This window comes from Rhizobium sp. FG96 (assembly GCF_057808655.1).
The window spans coordinates 316,095-331,394 of the sequence record NZ_JBMDIL010000001.1 but is presented as its reverse complement, the minus strand read 5'-3'; the positions used below and the strand labels follow the sequence as shown (position 1 = coordinate 331,394).

The window sequence follows — 15,300 nt, the reverse complement described above, 5'->3', positions numbered from 1 at the left end:
CGCCGGAAACTAGCGCAAACCGCGCCGCCGGTCGCGGCAAATCTATCGGGTTTACATCGCCTGGGTGCCAGCGTATCGCTGCCCTATATTTTGCCGAAATGGAAGAAGACATGACCGACGCCGTCACAATCCGCGACGCCACCGAAGCCGACCTTGCCGCGATCCGCGATATCTATAACCACGCCGTCGAGCACACGACGGCGATCTGGAACGAGACGGTCGTCGATCTCGACAACCGCATCGAATGGTTCAAGGCGCGGCAGGCGAGGGGCTTTCCGGTTCTGGTCGCCGAGCGCAATGGCGCGATCGCCGGCTACGCCTCCTATGGCGACTGGCGCGCCTTCGACGGCTTCCGCCACACGGTCGAGCATTCCGTCTATGTCGAGAAGGATAATCAGGGCGCCGGCATCGGCAAGCTTTTGATGCAGGCGCTGATCAAGCGTGCCGGTGAAAACGGCATCCACGTCATGATCGCCGGCATCGAGGCCAACAATGCGGCATCGATCGCCCTCCACGAAAAGCTCGGCTTCCGCAATGGCGGCACCTTCTTCGAAGTCGGCAAGAAATTCGGCCGCTGGCTGGACCTGACCTTCATGGAACTGAGGGTGCCGAATTGACCCTCGTCGTCCTCACAGGCGCCTCGGGCGCAGGCAAGACCGCGATCTCCGATCTGATCGCCGCCGAGGATGGCGCGGACATCGACATCCGCTTCTTCGATTCGATCGGCGTGCCGCCCGTCGAGGAAATGAACGCGCTGTTCGGCTCGCCGGCCGGCTGGCAGCAGGCGATGACGGCGGAATGGATGGCGCGCATTGCAGGCACCATGCAGCCCGGCCGCCCGGTCCTGTTCGAGGGCCAGATGCGCATCGGCTTCGTCGTCGATGCCGCTGCCGCCATGGGCCTTGCCTGCCACATCATCCTCGTCGATTGCGACGACGCGACCAGGCGCCACCGCCTGGCCTCGGATCGCGACCAGCCCGAACTCGCCAATGACGACATGATGAACTGGGCCGCCTTCCTGCGCCGCGAGGCCGTTTCTGCGGGCTGCGAAATCCTCGACACATCGAACCTGCCGATCGCCGAGGCTGCGGCGATCGTTCTCCAGCGCCTGCGCGGCAGCTGAGCTTCTACCGCCCGGCCTCGAACACCATCGCGTGCCCGTTGATGCAGTAGCGCAGCCCTGTCGGCGGTGGTCCGTCGGGGAAGACGTGGCCGAGATGGGCGTCGCAATTGGCGCAGCGGATCTCGGTGCGCACCATGCCATAGGTGGTGTCGCGGTGCTCGGTGATCGCCTCGGGCGATACGGCCTCGAAATAGCTCGGCCAGCCGCATCCGGCATCGAATTTGGTATCGGAGCGGAACAGCGGCTCGTTGCAGCAAACGCAGCTGTAGAGCCCCGTCTCGAAACTATCCCAATAAGGCCCGGTAAAGGCCCGCTCGGTGCCGTGATGGCGGGTGATGCGGTATTGCTCGGGTGTCAGCTGTGCTTTCCACTCGTCATCGGTCCTGTGAAACTTCGCAATGTCGATATCGGGCATGGGGGCTTGCTCCTTCGGCGCCAAAGAAGACAGATTTTCCGACGCCGCGAATGTGGAGCGGAAATTGGGCGGTATCAAGAGTGATGCGTCTATAGCCTGAAAGCTTTAGTCCGTTTTGCCGGTTTGCGGGCGTTGGCGCTTCTCCGGTATTCTCCTTGCAACGGGGAGTACCAGGGGGGGCTTCGACGTGCTGACCATCCTCGCATTCGCAATCTACGCCGCCATCTCGGCCGCCTGTTTTCTGATCACCTTTCTGGAAGGCTGGGCGGAGCATGATCGCTACACGCCATCGCGGATCGCCGGCCTTGCCGCCTGCATCGTCTGGCCGCTGATCCTCCTCGCGCCATTGGTGCATGCCGCTCTCGGCCCGCGCTTTGCCTGTGCACCCATCCCGAAAAGGCTTGAGGCCCGGCGCCGATTGACCTAGGTCTTGGAAACGCATCCGGTTTTCCGGATTTCCGAGGGGTTTCCATCAAGGAGAGCATATGGCCGGTGTCACGGGTCTGACATTTCTTGCCCTGTGCCTGCCGTTCATCGGCGCCCTTGCCGCACCCTTCGCCGTCAGGCTGTTCGGCGCCAATGCCGCCTGGCTTCTGGCGCTCTTCCCGCTGCTCTCTTTCCTGCATTTCCTCGGTTTCCTGCCGGAGATCGCTGCCGGTGAAGTCGCGACCGGCGGCTATGTCTGGGTGCCCGGCTACAATCTCAGCTTCTCCTGGTTTCTCGACGGGCTGTCGCTCACCTTCGCGTTGCTGATCACCGGCATCGGTACGCTGATCGTGCTCTATGCCGGGGGCTACCTGAAGGGGCACCGGGATCACGGCCGCTTCTTCTCCTTCATCTTCCTGTTCATGGGCTCGATGCTGGGGCTGGTCGTCTCCGACAGCTTCCTGATGCTCTTCATCTTCTGGGAGTTGACCTCGATCACCTCCTTCCTGCTGATCGGCTTCGACCACGAGCGCGAGGCGGCGCGAAGGGCTGCTCTGCAGGCGCTCGTCGTCACCGGCGGCGGCGGCCTCTGCCTGCTCGCCGGCCTGCTGTTCATCTGGAACATCACGGGCGTCACCCAGCTGTCGCTGATCATGGAAGCAGGCGATCTGATGCGCGAGAGCCCGTTCTATCTGGCCACACTGCTCCTCGTCCTCGGCGGCGCCTTCACCAAGTCGGCGCAGTTTCCGTTTCACTTCTGGCTGCCGAACGCCATGGAAGCGCCGACGCCGGTCTCCGCCTATCTGCATTCTGCAACCATGGTGAAGGCAGGCGTCTATCTGCTCTTGCGCCTGCATCCGCTGCTCGGCGAAACACCCGCATGGGAAATCCTGCTGCCCTTCTTCGGCGGCATGACGCTGGCAACCGGTGCCGCGCTCGCCATCCGCCAGACCGACCTGAAACTGAAGCTCGCCTATACGACCGTCTCCTCGCTCGGCCTGCTGGTGCTGCTCACTGGCTTCGGCTCGGAATATGCCATCGAGGCGGCGGTGCTCTATCTCGTCGCCCATTCGCTGTTCAAGGGCGCGCTTTTCATGGTCGCCGGCATTCTCGATCATGAGACCGGCACGCGCGATATCACCCGGCTGAGCGGTCTCGCCTCGGCCATGCCGCTGACCTGCGCCGCCGCCCTTGCCGCCGCCTTCTCGATGGCCGGCCTGCCGCCCTTCTTCGGCTTCTTAGCCAAGGAGGAGATCTATGCGGCGCTGGCGATCGGCGACCTGCGCTCGATCGTCTTCACATCGGTCGCCGTCTTCGGCAACGCGCTGATGTTCGCGATCGCCTTCGCCGTCGGCCTGAAGCCTTTCATCGGTAAACGCTCGGAAACCCCGAAGCCGCCGCATGAGGCGCCGGTTCTCCTGTGGATCGGCCCGGCTCTGCTGGCGCTGCTCGGCTTTGTCGCCGCCATCTTCTCCGCCTCCGCCCACCGCTATATTTCGACGCCGATGGCCTCGGCCGTCGAGCACCGGCCGGTGGAGATCACCATTTCGCTGATGCCGCATGTCGGCGTGCCGCTGCTGCTGTCGGTGCTGACCATCGCGCTCGGCATCGTCATCTACTTCCAGCTCGATCGCAGCCGCCGTCTCGCCGATGCCTTCTTCCGCGCTGCCGGTCCCGGCCCGGATACGGGTTTCGACATCTTCATCTCCGGCCTCGTGCGCCTGGCGCACCGCATTACCGGCATCCTGCAGCCTGGGCGCCTGGAAATCTATGTGACGGCGACCTTCATCCTGCTTGCCGCCATCCTGCTTGTGCCGCTCTATCTCTATGGCGAACTGCCCACCGGCATCGCCTGGCCGGATCATGTCCGGCTGCATGAATGGGCGTTGCTGCTGCTGGCGGTGATCGGCCTTGCCGCCGTGCTGACCGCCCGCGACCGGCTGACGGCGATCGCCGCGCTCGGCATTCAGGGGCTCTCGGTCGCGCTGATCTTCCTGATGTTCGGCGCCCCCGATCTCGCCTTCACCCAGTTCATGGTCGAGACGCTCGCGGTCGTCATCCTCGCCCTCGTCATGACGCGGCTGCGGCTGTCGCCGACCGACCGCCGCCCGCGCGGCCAGCGGCTTCTCGATGCCACGATCGCGCTCGCCTGCGGCCTCGGCCTGACGCTGCTCCTGCTCCGCGCCACCTCCGGCCGCTTCGACACGGTGCTCTCGGATTTCTTCAACACCTATTCGAAGACCATCGCCCACGGCACCAATGTCGTGAACGTCATCATCGTCGACTTCCGCGGCACCGATACGCTGGGCGAAATCGCCGTCGTCGCCATCGCCGCCCTTGCCATCATCGCCCTCATCCGCATGCGCGCCGGCACCGAACGCAAACTGGCGCCGCCGGATCCGAAACAACCGGGGAGGGGGACGTGATGGTGAGGCTAGTTTCTCCCTTCTCCCCAGCGGGGAGAAGGTGCCCGATAGGGCGGATGAGGGGGCCGCTGGCTCGGCGCGCACCATCTCGTCCACAACCGTTTTACCGCATGGCCCCCTCATCCGACCCTGCGGGCCACCTTCTCCCCGAGGGGAGAAGGGAAGGCAACAGGGAGGCTCGCCCATGAACACGCTGATCTTTCGCACCATCGCCCCGTTCCTCACGGCCCTGATGCTGCTCTTCTCCGTTTTCATCCTGCTGCGCGGGCATAACGAGCCGGGCGGCGGCTTCATCGGCGGGTTGATCGCAGCTTCGGCGCTCGCGATCTATGGTATCGCCAATGGTGTCCCGGCGGTGCGCCGCGCCATCCGGTTCCACCCGCTCGCCATCGCCGGAGCAGGGCTCTTAATGTCCTCGGTTGCCGGCCTGATTTCCATCTTCGCCGCCGTGCCCTTCATGACCGGGCTCTGGATCTACCCTGTGATCCTCGGCGTCGAGGTGCCGCTCTCTTCGGTGATGCTGTTCGATTTCGGCGTCTATTTCGTCGTACTCGGCGCCATCACCGCCATTGCCCTGACGCTCGAGGAAAGGGAGGTGGAATGATGGAGCCGTTGCTTGCCATTCTCTCCGGGCTGTTCTTCACCGCCGCCATCTATCTGATGCTGTCGAAATTCTCGATCCGCATCATGCTAGGGATCGCCATCCTCGGAAACGGCGTCAACCTGCTGCTGTTCACCGCTGGCCGCCTGACCCGCGAAGTGCCGCCGATCATCCCCGCCGGTCTCGACACGCTGCCGCAGGGCGCTGCCAATCCGCTGCCGCAGGCCCTGATCCTGACGGCGATCGTCATCTCCTTCTCCTTCCTGGCCTTCCTGCTGGTGCTGACCTACCGCGCCTATCAGGATATCGGCACCGACAATACCGACGAGATGCGGCTTGCCGAGCCGCGCGACGAGCCGGTTCCGCCGGTGGGGTATTGATGATGGGCGTTGTGTGCGTGGTTACCCCCCTCTGCCCTGCCGGGCATCTCCCCCACAAGGGGGGAGATCGACTCGTGGTCCGCTTCTCGCCAATCATCAAAGGTGGAGCGAGCGGGCGCGCCCAGCCAATCTCCCCACCTGTGGGGGAGATGCCCGGCAGGGCAGAGGGGGGTACCACCCCAACCACGTCAAAGGGAGCCACCCTCTAAATGGCCGCTCCAACGACACCGATCGCCGACCTCTCCACCGCCATGCTCACCGCCCCCGTTCCGGCAGGCCACTGGCTGGTCATACTCCCCGTCGCGCTTTGCATCGTCCTCGGCGCCCTGCTGCTGACGCTGCGCGCCCATGTCCGCCTCCACGCCCCGATCGCCGTGATCGGCCTCGCGGCCCTTGTCGTCATCGACGCGATGCTGCTGCAGAAGGTCGTCGCCGAAGGGCCGGTCACCATGGTGATGGGCCGCTGGCTGCCGCCGTTCGGCATTGCCTTCACCGCCGATCTCTTTGGGGCGCTGATGGCGCTTGCGGCGGCGATCGCAGCACTGGCTGGCAGCCTCTATGCGCTTGCCGATACCGATGCCGGGCATCGCCGTTTCGGCTTCTTCCCGCTGCTGCTTCTCCTGATGGCCGGTGTCAGCGGCGCCTTCCTGACGGGAGACGTCTTCAATCTCTATGTCTGGTTCGAGGTGCTGCTGATCTCGTCCTTCGGCCTGCTGATCCTCGGCTCCGAGCGCCGGCAGATCGACGGCGCGATGAAATATGCGGTGCTGAACCTGATCGCCACGACGCTGTTCCTGACGGCCGTCGGCTATCTCTACGCCATCTTCGGAACGCTCAACATGGCCGACGTGGCGCAGAAGGCCGCAAGCCTGCGCGACAGCGCGCCGCTGGTGACGCTCGCCGCACTCTTCCTCTTCGCCTTCGCCATGAAGGCCGCCGCCTTCCCGGTGAATTTCTGGCTGCCTGCCTCCTATCACACGCCGCGCATCGTCGTTTCCGCGCTGTTCGCCGGCCTGCTCACCAAGGTCGGCATCTACGCGCTGATCCGCGTCATGGTCATGCTGATGCCGGTCGAGCGGGAAGAACTCAGCCTGCTGATCGCCGTGCTCGGCGCCGCAACGACACTCGCCGGTGCGCTCGGCGCGCTGGCGCAGACCGATATCCGCCGCCTGCTCGGCTATGTCGTGATTTCAGGCATCGGCAACATGCTGGTCGGCATATCCATCGGCACGCCGGGCGGCGTCAGCGGCGCGATCTTCTATGCGCTGCATTCGATCGTGCTGATGGTGGCGCTCTATTTCGCCGCCGGCATTGCCGGGCGTCTCGGCGGCAGCTTCTCGCTGGCGTCGCTCGGCGGGCTCTACCGGGCGCGCGGCTGGTTTGCCGCCGTCTCGCTCATCCTGTTCTTCGCCGCCTCCGGCCTGCCGCCATTCTCCGGCTTCTGGCCGAAGCTGATGCTGGTCAAGGCCTCGCTCGATGTCGGCGCCTGGTGGCTGGCGGCATCGCTGCTGGTGGGCGGCTTCCTCACCACCATCTGCTTCGGCCGCGTCTTCCTGCTCGCCTATTGGCGCCCGGCCGGCGAGGCGGCCGCGCCCGCCGCAATCGGCTGGACCATGACCGTGCCGCTGCTGCTCCTGACTGCGCTCGTCGTCGCCTTCGGCATCCTGCCGGAACAGCTCCTGTCGCTGACGCAATCAGCGGCCGAAAGCCTCGCCAATCCCTCCGCCTATATCCACTCCGTCTTCCCCGGAGGCGTGCCATGATCGCCTTCCTCTTCAATCTGCTGCTCGCCATCGCCTGGGCCGCCGTCTCCGGCAGCGCCTCGCCGCACAATCTGCTGCTCGGCTTCGTGCTTGGCGCCATCGCGCTCGCGATCGTGCGCCAGTCGATCGGCCGCGGCGCCTATGTCTTCCGCGCCGGCCGCATCCTGTCTCTGGCACTGCTCTTCCTGAAGGAACTGGCGCTCTCGGCCTGGACGGTGGCGCTCACCGTCCTGAAGCCCAGAATGGATATCAAGCCCGGCATCTTCGCCTTTCCGCTCACCGTCGACCGCGATTTCGAGATCACGCTGCTCGCCAATCTCATCACGCTGACGCCCGGCACGCTCTCCGTCGATGTCAGCGACGACCGCCGCACGCTCTATGTCCACGCGCTCGACTGCTCCAACCCGCAGGCCGCCCGCAAGGCGATCGCCGAGGGCTTCGAGCGCAAGATCATGGAGGCCTTCCGTTGATGGAACCGTCAGCCATCGTCGCGCTCGCCGCCAATGTCGCGCTCGCCGTCCTCGGCCTGGCGCTGCTCTTGACCGCCTGGCGCATCATCGCCGGGCCGACGCTATCGGACCGGGTGGTCGGCCTGGATATGCTGACCGGCATCGCCATCGGCTTCATCGCCGTGGTCGCGGTCAAGACCGGCTTCACGCTCTATATCGACATCGCCATCTCGCTCGGCCTCGTCGGTTTCCTGGCCACCGTCGCCTTCGCCCGCTTCGTGCTGTCGCGCGGCGAGCAGCAGGCGCCGCCCGCCGTCAAAAAGTCCAAGCCCAAGGGCAAGACGAAGCGCAAGACCGCCAAGCCCGGGAGGGCAGGTTGATGGATTATGCGATCGCGATCCTCGTCTCGCTTCTGATGCTCGGCGGCGCCTTTTTCGCGCTCGCCGCGGCGATTGGCGTGCTGCGTCTGCCTGATCTCTATTCGCGCATGCACGCGGCGTCCAAGGCTGGCACAGTCGGTTCCGGACTGCTGCTTCTGGCGGCCGGCACCTATTCCGGGGAATTTGCAATCTTTGCGCGAGCGCTAGCCGGCATCGTCTTCCTTCTACTGACCGCTCCGGTTGCCGCGCACCTCCTGGCGAAGGCCGCGCATGCGACCGGGCACAAATTGTGGGACGGTTCCGTACGTGATGAGATGCGCAAACGATGAGAGTATAAAATACAGGGCGTTAAGCAGTTTTACGCAAATTTTGCCTTCGCTTATGGACTAAAGTCGGGTGCTTGCTTGCAAAATCTTAATGTGCGTCGATTTTTTACGTAGAAATCACGCAAATAAGAATTGGACTTTCGGTAAAACGATGATAATTGAATTGCAAGTAGAGTTCTGATTTCGAATTAGAATCGTTTCGCTTTTCCATCCTTAACATTGATATCCAATGTCTAATTAGGGCTGCGGTCGAAGAGTGCGACGGTATGATTCGGATTCAGGCAGTATTGGGACAGAATTCGGCGGCAAGAATCTAGGGGTGGATTCGCGTTTTAGGACATGCTGCCTTAGGCTGGACTTCTGCTGTTAGCCTCTACGAAGGCGATCTTTTTGCTTCTCGAAGCATAGATCATCCATGCATGCGAACAGGAGAAACAAAATATGACGGATACCGCGACCGGCACTGGGCCGGAATTGCTGGTAGAGCTGACGGCCGATATCGTAGCGGCCTATGTCAGCAATCATGTAGTCCCGGTCACCGACTTGGCCAATCTGATTTCCGACGTGCATTCCGCCCTTAGCAACACGTCCGTACCTCAACCCGCCGCAGCGATCGTAGAAAAGCAGAAGCCTGCTGTTTCTGTCCGCAAGTCCGTTCAGGACGAGCAGATCACCTGCCTGGAATGCGGTGGCAACTTCAAGTCCCTGAAGCGCCACCTGATGACCCATCACAGCCTTTCGCCGGAAGAATACCGCGAAAAGTGGGATCTTCCCGCCGACTATCCGATGGTCGCTCCCGCCTATGCCGAAGCGCGCTCGCGCCTCGCCAAGGAGATGGGTCTCGGCCAGCGCCGCAAGCGCGGCCGCGGCTGATATCAGCGCGCTGTCGATGCCAAGAGCCGGGCTCCCGCCCGGCTTTTTTCGTTTCCGGACGCCGCTATGCCGCGAGCGCCGCCTCAACCGGCCGCCGCCCACGCAGCAGGCAGAGCATGACGATGGCCGAGAGCGAGCAGAACAGGCAGAGTGACAGCACCGCGCCGTTGCCGTAATTGCTCATCAGCCAGATGAGAACGGGCGGCGAGGCGGCCGAAATCCAGTTGAGCGGCAGCGCGATCCGCGACAGCGCCCTGGCGAATTCGCCCTTGTCGTAGAACACCAGCGGGATCGTCGAGCGCGCCACTGCCAGCGCACCGCTGCTCGTGCCGTAAAGCACGAGGAAGATGCCGACCGCGACCGGTGAACCCTGCACGGCAAGCAGGATCAACAGCGACAGGCACAGCATCGCCGACGAGCCGATGCCGATCGCCACCCCATCCCATTTGTTGTCGGCGACGAAATTCACACCGCGCGCCGCGATCTGGATGATGCCGAGCGCCGAGCCGAAGGTCAGCGCCTGCGCGGCACTGAGGCCTTCGCCTTTCAAGAGCTCGATCAGCACCGAGCTGAAGCCATAGGTGATGAAGGCATTGAAGACGATCGCCGCCACGATCAGCACGAAAGTCCGGTCATGGCTGCGCGCCGCAACGGGCGCCGCCGCCACGCCTGAAGGGGCCGCCTCGATGCGTCTGCGCGGCAGGCCGAAGACATAGAGCGGCAGGCAGACGAGAGCCGTGACAAGCGCATAGACCGCGCAGGCGCCCCGCCAGCCGATCTCCGCCTGCAGAAACGAGGTGAGCGGCCAGAAGATCGTGCTCGACAGGCCGGTCACCAGCATCAGCGTACCGATCGCCCGCGCCGCCTTGCGCCCGGCAATCTCGTTGAGCAGGATATGCGCCGGCGTCGTCAAGCTGGCACTGCCCGCGGCGCCGATGATCAGCCATCCCAGGAAATAGCCGGCCGGCGAATGCGCCAGCGACAGGAGAAGAAGCCCGGCCGCCGACCCGGCCGTCCCGGCAATCATCACAGCCCGCGCCCCAAGGTTCGCAAACACCCGCGACAACAACGCCGAACACGCCCCCATCATCACATAGAACACCGTCGTCCCGGCAAAGACTTCAGGCATCCCGATCTGAAGATCCGCCGCCATCTGCGGCGCTGCGACGGCGGGGAACCCGACCGCGCCCCAGCCGATCAGCTGGGCGATGGAGAGAACGGCGAGGGGAAGGAGAATACTGGTCTCGGTATGGTCTTCGGTCATCAATGGTGTCCGGTCTGCAATTGCAAATCATTAGCAAGTGAAGTGTATCGGTTTGATGACAAGGGAGGGTGGGTGAGGGGGAGGGAGGTGGAGATGAGAGATGAGAGATGAGAGATGAGAGATGAGAGATGAGAGATGAGAGATGAGAGATCTCTATCTCGAGTCCTTTTGGCGATGTTCCGCATGGCTGTGCCTGATGGAGTCGATAGCCTGCGCGCGTCTCGCCCGCAGACCCATCACCCGGAGCCCCCTCATCCCCGGTGCAACGAGTTGCACCTGAAACCTTCGGGCACCTTCTCCCCGCTGGGAGAAGGGGACGTCGCGACGGATGCTCCTGTTGAGCTATTGAGGCAGCAGATGGAAACGTCCCTTCTCCCCCGCGGGGAGAAGGTGCCCGCAGGCGGATGAGGGGGCCACACCCAACACCTGTCTCACGACGGTATCCTTCCCGTCTCACGCAACCTCACCCACCCCGCGCATACCGCGCCGGAGGCACCCCCGCATAGCGCGCGAAGGCGACGCTGAACGTGCTTGCCGAACCATAGCCCACCCGTTCCGCCACCTCGTCCATCCCCATCTCCCGCCTGCGCAGCAGCTGTTTGGCCAGCGCCATCCGCCAGGCGAGCAGATATTCCATCGGCGCCACGCCGACCACGCGCTGGAAGCGGGCGAAGAAGGCGGAGCGCGAAAGGGCTGCCTCCGCCGCAAGGTCGGCCACCGTCCAGGGGTGGGCCGGGCGTGCATGCAGCGCGTGGAGGGCGGCCGCCAGGCGCTCGTCGGCAAGGCCGCGGCTGAGGCCGGGGGCATCTGTCGTTTCCGTGCCGGAGCGCAGAGCCTCGATCAGCAATACTTCGAGCAGCCGCTCCAGCACCAGTTCGCGGGCCGGGCGCTTTGCGCGGGTTTCCTCGCCGACCAGCTGCATCAGCGTCGCCAGCCGCGGCTCACCGCGAACGATCACGACGTCAGGCAACAGCGACACCAGCAGCGCCGCATCCGGCGCGCCGAAGCTGCAATGGCCGATCCGCATGCGCAGATCCGCCGGCCCTTCCAGACGCCCGGCGCGAAAACGGCCGTCGCCGAGCTGCGCCGGGATCGTATCCGGCAGATCGGCTGTTCCCTCGAGGCTTTCGTTCACCAGCTCGCGCATCGCCGGCACCAGCACGAAATCGCCGGCCTCCAGGATGAATGGCGGATCGTCCCCGAATCTGACGCGGCAGGCGCCCTCCAGGATGGCGCAATAGAAGGGCTCGCCCGTCGCCTCCCGGTGGATGCGCCAGGCGCCGGCGCATTCCACCAGCTTGGAAAAGCGCGCCGCCGGCTGCAGCAGGGTGACGATGTCGGCAAGCGGATCGATGGTCATGATCAGGACTTACGCTAAAGAAATGGAGACGTCAGCCTATAGTAAGTCTTATTCCCGGTCACTAGCATCACGGCATTCCTTTTCACATGGAGATGTCTATGCCTACGATTTTGATCACCGGTTGCTCGTCCGGCTTCGGCCTGGAGACCGCGAAACTCTTTCTCGAACGGGGCTGGAACGTCATCGCGACGATGCGCACGCCCGCGGCCAGTCTGCTCCCGGCGTCCGAGCGCCTGCGCGTCCTGGCGCTCGATGTCACCGATCCCGCAAGCATTGCGGCGGCGGTTGCGAGCGCCGGTCCGGTCGACGTGCTGGTCAACAATGCCGGCTTCGGCGCTCCGGCGCCGATCGAGATGACCGACCCCGAAACGGCACAGTCGCTGTTCCAGACCAATGTGATCGGCACGCTGGCGATGATCCAGGCGGTGCTGCCGCAGATGCGTCAGCGCCGGGCGGGCGTCATCGTCAACGTTACCTCGACCGTGACGGTCAAGACGCTGCCGGTCATCGGCGTCTACCGTGCGAGCAAGGCGGCGGTGAATGCGCTGAGCGAATCCCTCGCCGTCGAGGTCGCGCCCTTCGGTGTGCGCGTCCATATCGTCCTGCCCGGCCGCTCGCCCGAGACCCGCTTCGGCCAGAATGCCCGCCCACATCTGCGTGGCGCCGATGATTCCGATTACGCGCCGCTGCTCCAGCAATTCGTGAAAAGCGTGCAGGAGGATACCGGCCCGGTGACCCATGCGCCGGATGTTGCCGCAGCCATCTGGCGCGCCGCCACCGATCCCGCCGCACCGCTGCGCATTCCCGGCGGTGCGGATGCGGAGATCTGGATGGCCGAAGCGGGGTTGTAAGTTGACCGATTGAGCGTCTCACCCGTGGCCCCCTCATCCGTCCTACGGGCACCTTCTCCCCGGGGGGAGAAGGGAAAACCGGAGACCGCCGAAACTCCCCTTCTCCCCAGCGGCGAGAAGGTGGCCCGTAGGGCCGGATGAGGGGGCTCCACGCTCGGCGCTTTGCGGTCGGCCCATAATATAGGAAAATAATCCACAAACCCTTTCAACACGTTAGGCCAAAACCAACCCAAAATCCACCAATCCTCTCCCTTCCCACTCTTCCCGCCCCATCATTCTTCAGCTACGGTATATGAATTAATTCCTATTATTCGGGAGTTTTCAAATGCCCCTCAATCAAATCCCTTTGCCCCGCCACCGTCTCGAAACCGCGCTTCGTCCGCTGATCGACGACGAGCCGCCGGCGCCGCCTCCGCCGCCGCGCCCGCCATCGGTCTCGCTCCCCATCCGCACCGTCTGCCGCATCGCCCAGAAGATCACCGCCGAGATGGTGATGATCACAGGCAGCCGCATGCTGGAGCGGCGCGACCGGCGGCGCATGCTCTGCCATGTCCGCCAGATCGCCATGTATGCCTGCCACACCGCGCTGCAGCTCACCCAGCAGGACATAGCCGGCGGCTTCGGGCGGCACCGGTCGACGGTGGCGCATGCCTGCATGGTCGTCGAGCAGCGCCGCGATGATGCCGCCTTCGACGATTTCGTCTCGGCGATCGAGCGCACCGTCGTCTCGGTCTTCCGCTTTCCGGAGGTCTCGGCCCATGAGTGAGGCGGCGAACAACAAAGCGATGCTGAAGCTCCTGCGCTTCCTGTCCGGCGGCGAGGCGAAGGTGGAGGGGCAGGGGACGCCGGCACCGGTGCTCCACCGCTCGGGCAGCCGCCAGGCGCTTCCGGCCGCCGTGCTTGCCGAGGCGATCTCCCGCGGCCTCGTTACCGAGACCCAATCCCGCCTCAGCCTCGCCGCTCCGGCCCGCGCTTATCTGCGGCGCGCGCTCGCCGCCCGCGATATCGACGGTACGCCGCAGACCCTGCGCGTCAACGAGGCGGAATCGCCGCTCGCGGCGCTCTCCCGGCTGAAGGACAAGGGCGGCGAGCCCTTCCTTCCCGCTGAAGCGCTTGCCGCCGGCGAGCGCCTGCATGCCGATTTCACCCGCGCCCAGCTGCAGCCCCGCGTCACCGCCTCCTGGCAGCCGCGCCTTTCCGGCCGCACCAGAGGCGAGCGCGGCGGCATGGCCGATCTCGCCGACAGCGCCGTCGCCGCCCGCATCGCCGTCAACCGTGCCATCGAGGCGATGGGACCGGAACTTGCAGGGGCAGCCCTCGATATCTGCTGCTTCATGAAGGGCCTGGAAACCGTGGAGCGCGAACGCCAATGGCCGGTCCGCTCCGCCAAGCTGATGCTCCGCACCGCCCTCCTGGCGCTGGCCCGCCACTACAACCCGCCGCGCCGCAGCGCGCGGATGCAGCATTGGGGCGAGGAGGGGTACAGACCGGGGATGGAAAACCTCTGCCGTCAGGGCTGATAGCGGCTGCTCCTTAAGCGATGGCGGATGCTTCCGGAAATCTTGCGTCCGCCCTCTTTCACAGCCGCCATGCAAGGCTTACATGTTCGAATGATCATCACCGGACCCACCCGCCTTGCATAAGTTAAATCTTAGCAACATTGGATATTCCTTCCGCGCAGCCTCTTGCGCCGGGGGCCACTGTCGGTTTAAGCCGGTTCGTCACTGTCCGGGCGCCTGCCCGGCCACGTAAGCGTTAACGTCACTCAACGCGTATGATCGAACGGCTCTGCGGCTTCGATCTGCGCGACTGTGTCCTGCGGATCGAGCTTTATGAGCCCCTGAAGGACAAGATGGATACCAACGCCAAGGATATTTCCGCCCCCGAAATCGAACGTGTCAGGCATGAGCTGCGCCGCCGCTCGCTGGTCGCCGAGAGCGTCACCGACATCACGCCCGGCATGCGCCGCGTCGTGCTGCGTGGCGAAGACCTCGCCGATTTCGTTAGCCTCGCGCCGGATGACCATATCAAGGTCATCGTATCAGGCGCCGATGGCGAGGAGGAGCGCCGCGACTACACCCCGCGCCGCTACGACAACGCCGCCCGCAGCCTGACCATCGATTTCGCCCTCCACGAGGCCGGCCCGGTCACCCAATGGGCGATCGACGCGAAACCCGGCACGACGCTCGAAATCGGCGGCCCGCGCGGCTCGGCGGTCATCTCCGACAAGGTCAGGCGCTGGCTGCTGGTCGGCGATGAAACCGCGCTTCCGGCAATCGGCCGGCGTATCGAGGAAAGCGGTGAGGGCACCGTCATCACCGTGCTCGGCGCCGTCGCCGGGCCGCTGGAGCAGCAGAGCTTCGAAACAGCGGCGGAGCTCACCACCCGCTGGGTCCACCGCCCGCTCGATGCCGCAACCGATGCCGCGCCGCTGATCGCCGCGCTGAGCGGCATCGACATCGCGCCGCAGACCCTCGTCTGGGTCGCCGCCGAAGCCTCGGTCGTGCGCGCCATCCGCGCCTATCTCACCGAGGAGCGCGGCTACCCGCTCGCCTGGATCAAAGCCTCCGGCTATTGGGTGAAGGGCAAGGCCGATACGACCGAAAAGTTCGGCTAGGAAACCGGCTGAGGGGCGGGCGCCACGCTCGCCCCTGCCGCTTTTC

Annotated in this window: 18 protein-coding genes and 1 pseudogene; 15 read left to right on the top strand and 4 right to left on the bottom strand. The window is 64.7% G+C overall.

Annotated features, from left to right (window positions below; all coding sequences use genetic code 11):
• Window positions 1–110: 110 nt before the first annotated feature.
• Both ACODR6_RS01740 and ACODR6_RS01735 read left to right on the top strand, forming a co-directional pair.
• Window positions 111–617 (top strand): GNAT family N-acetyltransferase, encoded by a 507-nt coding sequence (locus tag ACODR6_RS01740; RefSeq protein ID WP_449096478.1) that lies wholly within the window; start codon window positions 111–113, stop codon window positions 615–617.
• Entirely contained in the window at window positions 614–1,123 is a 510-nt protein-coding gene (locus ACODR6_RS01735) for a P-loop nucleotide/nucleoside kinase family protein (protein ID WP_489020300.1), read from the top strand. Before ACODR6_RS01740 ends, ACODR6_RS01735 begins: the two co-directional genes overlap by 4 nt.
• A 4-nt stretch (window positions 1,124–1,127) precedes the next feature.
• Here ACODR6_RS01735 and msrB read toward each other — a convergent pair whose 3' ends face one another.
• On the bottom strand, window positions 1,128–1,538 hold the full coding sequence (gene msrB, locus ACODR6_RS01730) for a peptide-methionine (R)-S-oxide reductase MsrB (RefSeq protein WP_112719174.1): 411 nt from the start codon (window positions 1,536–1,538) through the stop codon (window positions 1,128–1,130).
• 187 nt (window positions 1,539–1,725) lie between these two features.
• Here msrB and ACODR6_RS01725 point away from each other — a divergent pair, with 187 nt between their 5' ends.
• The 9 genes from ACODR6_RS01725 (at window position 1,726) to ACODR6_RS01685 (ending at window position 9,162) form a co-directional block, all read left to right on the top strand.
• Entirely contained in the window at window positions 1,726–1,965 is a 240-nt protein-coding gene (locus tag ACODR6_RS01725; RefSeq protein WP_130278748.1) for a hypothetical protein, read from the top strand.
• A 58-nt stretch (window positions 1,966–2,023) separates the two neighbouring features.
• Window positions 2,024–4,390, top strand: a complete 2,367-nt coding sequence (locus ACODR6_RS01720; RefSeq protein WP_489020298.1) for a putative monovalent cation/H+ antiporter subunit A — start codon at window positions 2,024–2,026, stop codon at window positions 4,388–4,390.
• A gap of 184 nt (window positions 4,391–4,574) precedes the next feature.
• Window positions 4,575–4,994, top strand: a complete 420-nt coding sequence (locus tag ACODR6_RS01715; RefSeq protein ID WP_130278746.1) for a Na+/H+ antiporter subunit B — start codon at window positions 4,575–4,577, stop codon at window positions 4,992–4,994.
• Window positions 4,991–5,371 (top strand): Na+/H+ antiporter subunit C, encoded by a 381-nt coding sequence (locus tag ACODR6_RS01710; protein WP_413711215.1) that lies wholly within the window; start codon window positions 4,991–4,993, stop codon window positions 5,369–5,371. The genes ACODR6_RS01715 and ACODR6_RS01710 overlap by 4 nt, the downstream gene beginning before the upstream one ends.
• Before the next feature lie 209 nt (window positions 5,372–5,580).
• Window positions 5,581–7,134 (top strand): Na+/H+ antiporter subunit D, encoded by a 1,554-nt coding sequence (locus ACODR6_RS01705; protein WP_489020296.1) that lies wholly within the window; start codon window positions 5,581–5,583, stop codon window positions 7,132–7,134.
• The gene (locus ACODR6_RS01700; protein ID WP_112719168.1) at window positions 7,131–7,604 is read left to right on the top strand and encodes a Na+/H+ antiporter subunit E; all 474 of its coding nucleotides are present in this window, start codon (window positions 7,131–7,133) and stop codon (window positions 7,602–7,604) included. The genes ACODR6_RS01705 and ACODR6_RS01700 overlap by 4 nt, the downstream gene beginning before the upstream one ends.
• Window positions 7,601–7,963 (top strand): cation:proton antiporter, encoded by a 363-nt coding sequence (locus ACODR6_RS01695; RefSeq protein WP_489020294.1) that lies wholly within the window; start codon window positions 7,601–7,603, stop codon window positions 7,961–7,963. Before ACODR6_RS01700 ends, ACODR6_RS01695 begins: the two co-directional genes overlap by 4 nt.
• The gene (mnhG, locus tag ACODR6_RS01690; protein WP_112719267.1) at window positions 7,960–8,292 is read left to right on the top strand and encodes a monovalent cation/H(+) antiporter subunit G; all 333 of its coding nucleotides are present in this window, start codon (window positions 7,960–7,962) and stop codon (window positions 8,290–8,292) included. The genes ACODR6_RS01695 and mnhG overlap by 4 nt, the downstream gene beginning before the upstream one ends.
• 438 nt (window positions 8,293–8,730) lie before the next feature.
• The gene (locus tag ACODR6_RS01685) at window positions 8,731–9,162 is read left to right on the top strand and encodes a Ros/MucR family transcriptional regulator (protein WP_112389884.1); all 432 of its coding nucleotides are present in this window, start codon (window positions 8,731–8,733) and stop codon (window positions 9,160–9,162) included.
• Between the two features lie 64 nt (window positions 9,163–9,226).
• On the opposite strand, the gene ACODR6_RS01680 is transcribed toward ACODR6_RS01685, so the two are convergent.
• Both ACODR6_RS01680 and ACODR6_RS01675 read right to left on the bottom strand, forming a co-directional pair.
• The gene (locus ACODR6_RS01680) at window positions 9,227–10,426 is read right to left on the bottom strand and encodes an MFS transporter (RefSeq protein WP_489020291.1); all 1,200 of its coding nucleotides are present in this window, start codon (window positions 10,424–10,426) and stop codon (window positions 9,227–9,229) included.
• A gap of 463 nt (window positions 10,427–10,889) precedes the next feature.
• The gene (locus ACODR6_RS01675; protein WP_489020289.1) at window positions 10,890–11,786 is read right to left on the bottom strand and encodes an AraC family transcriptional regulator; all 897 of its coding nucleotides are present in this window, start codon (window positions 11,784–11,786) and stop codon (window positions 10,890–10,892) included.
• A gap of 98 nt (window positions 11,787–11,884) precedes the next feature.
• On the opposite strand from ACODR6_RS01675, the gene ACODR6_RS01670 reads away from it, so the two are divergent.
• Window positions 11,885–12,637: an SDR family oxidoreductase gene (locus tag ACODR6_RS01670; protein ID WP_489020287.1), complete on the top strand. Its 753-nt coding sequence runs from the start codon at window positions 11,885–11,887 to the stop codon at window positions 12,635–12,637.
• 14 nt (window positions 12,638–12,651) lie between these two features.
• Here the strand turns inward: ACODR6_RS01670 and ACODR6_RS01665 are convergent.
• Window positions 12,652–12,814 (bottom strand): annotated as a pseudogene (locus ACODR6_RS01665) (endonuclease domain-containing protein); the annotation flags it as partial.
• A gap of 148 nt (window positions 12,815–12,962) precedes the next feature.
• Between ACODR6_RS01665 and ACODR6_RS01660 the strand changes: the two are divergent.
• The 3 genes from ACODR6_RS01660 (at window position 12,963) to ACODR6_RS01650 (ending at window position 15,254) form a co-directional block, all read left to right on the top strand.
• Window positions 12,963–13,403, top strand: a complete 441-nt coding sequence (locus tag ACODR6_RS01660; protein ID WP_246777509.1) for a helix-turn-helix domain-containing protein — start codon at window positions 12,963–12,965, stop codon at window positions 13,401–13,403.
• Complete coding sequence (locus ACODR6_RS01655) at window positions 13,396–14,157, top strand: DUF6456 domain-containing protein (protein WP_489020285.1); 762 nt, start codon at window positions 13,396–13,398, stop codon at window positions 14,155–14,157. Before ACODR6_RS01660 ends, ACODR6_RS01655 begins: the two co-directional genes overlap by 8 nt.
• 332 nt (window positions 14,158–14,489) lie before the next feature.
• Window positions 14,490–15,254, top strand: a complete 765-nt coding sequence (locus ACODR6_RS01650; RefSeq protein WP_489020707.1) for a siderophore-interacting protein — start codon at window positions 14,490–14,492, stop codon at window positions 15,252–15,254.
• Window positions 15,255–15,300: the final 46 nt, after the last annotated feature.

Excerpts from the sequence above, each read along its gene's own strand:
- ACODR6_RS01740 (WP_449096478.1), top strand. The coding sequence starts at position 111 with ATGACCGACGCCGTCACAATCCGCGACGCCACCGAAGCCGACCTTGCC.
- msrB (WP_112719174.1), bottom strand. The coding sequence starts at position 1,538 with ATGCCCGATATCGACATTGCGAAGTTTCACAGGACCGATGACGAGTGG.
- ACODR6_RS01720 (WP_489020298.1), top strand. The coding sequence starts at position 2,024 with ATGGCCGGTGTCACGGGTCTGACATTTCTTGCCCTGTGCCTGCCGTTC.
- ACODR6_RS01715 (WP_130278746.1), top strand. The coding sequence starts at position 4,575 with ATGAACACGCTGATCTTTCGCACCATCGCCCCGTTCCTCACGGCCCTG.
- ACODR6_RS01710 (WP_413711215.1), top strand. The coding sequence starts at position 4,991 with ATGATGGAGCCGTTGCTTGCCATTCTCTCCGGGCTGTTCTTCACCGCC.
- ACODR6_RS01705 (WP_489020296.1), top strand. The coding sequence starts at position 5,581 with ATGGCCGCTCCAACGACACCGATCGCCGACCTCTCCACCGCCATGCTC.
- ACODR6_RS01700 (WP_112719168.1), top strand. The coding sequence starts at position 7,131 with ATGATCGCCTTCCTCTTCAATCTGCTGCTCGCCATCGCCTGGGCCGCC.
- ACODR6_RS01685 (WP_112389884.1), top strand. The coding sequence starts at position 8,731 with ATGACGGATACCGCGACCGGCACTGGGCCGGAATTGCTGGTAGAGCTG.
- ACODR6_RS01680 (WP_489020291.1), bottom strand. The coding sequence starts at position 10,426 with ATGACCGAAGACCATACCGAGACCAGTATTCTCCTTCCCCTCGCCGTT.
- ACODR6_RS01675 (WP_489020289.1), bottom strand. The coding sequence starts at position 11,786 with ATGACCATCGATCCGCTTGCCGACATCGTCACCCTGCTGCAGCCGGCG.
- ACODR6_RS01670 (WP_489020287.1), top strand. The coding sequence starts at position 11,885 with ATGCCTACGATTTTGATCACCGGTTGCTCGTCCGGCTTCGGCCTGGAG.
- ACODR6_RS01660 (WP_246777509.1), top strand. The coding sequence starts at position 12,963 with ATGCCCCTCAATCAAATCCCTTTGCCCCGCCACCGTCTCGAAACCGCG.
- ACODR6_RS01655 (WP_489020285.1), top strand. The coding sequence starts at position 13,396 with ATGAGTGAGGCGGCGAACAACAAAGCGATGCTGAAGCTCCTGCGCTTC.
- ACODR6_RS01650 (WP_489020707.1), top strand. The coding sequence starts at position 14,490 with ATGGATACCAACGCCAAGGATATTTCCGCCCCCGAAATCGAACGTGTC.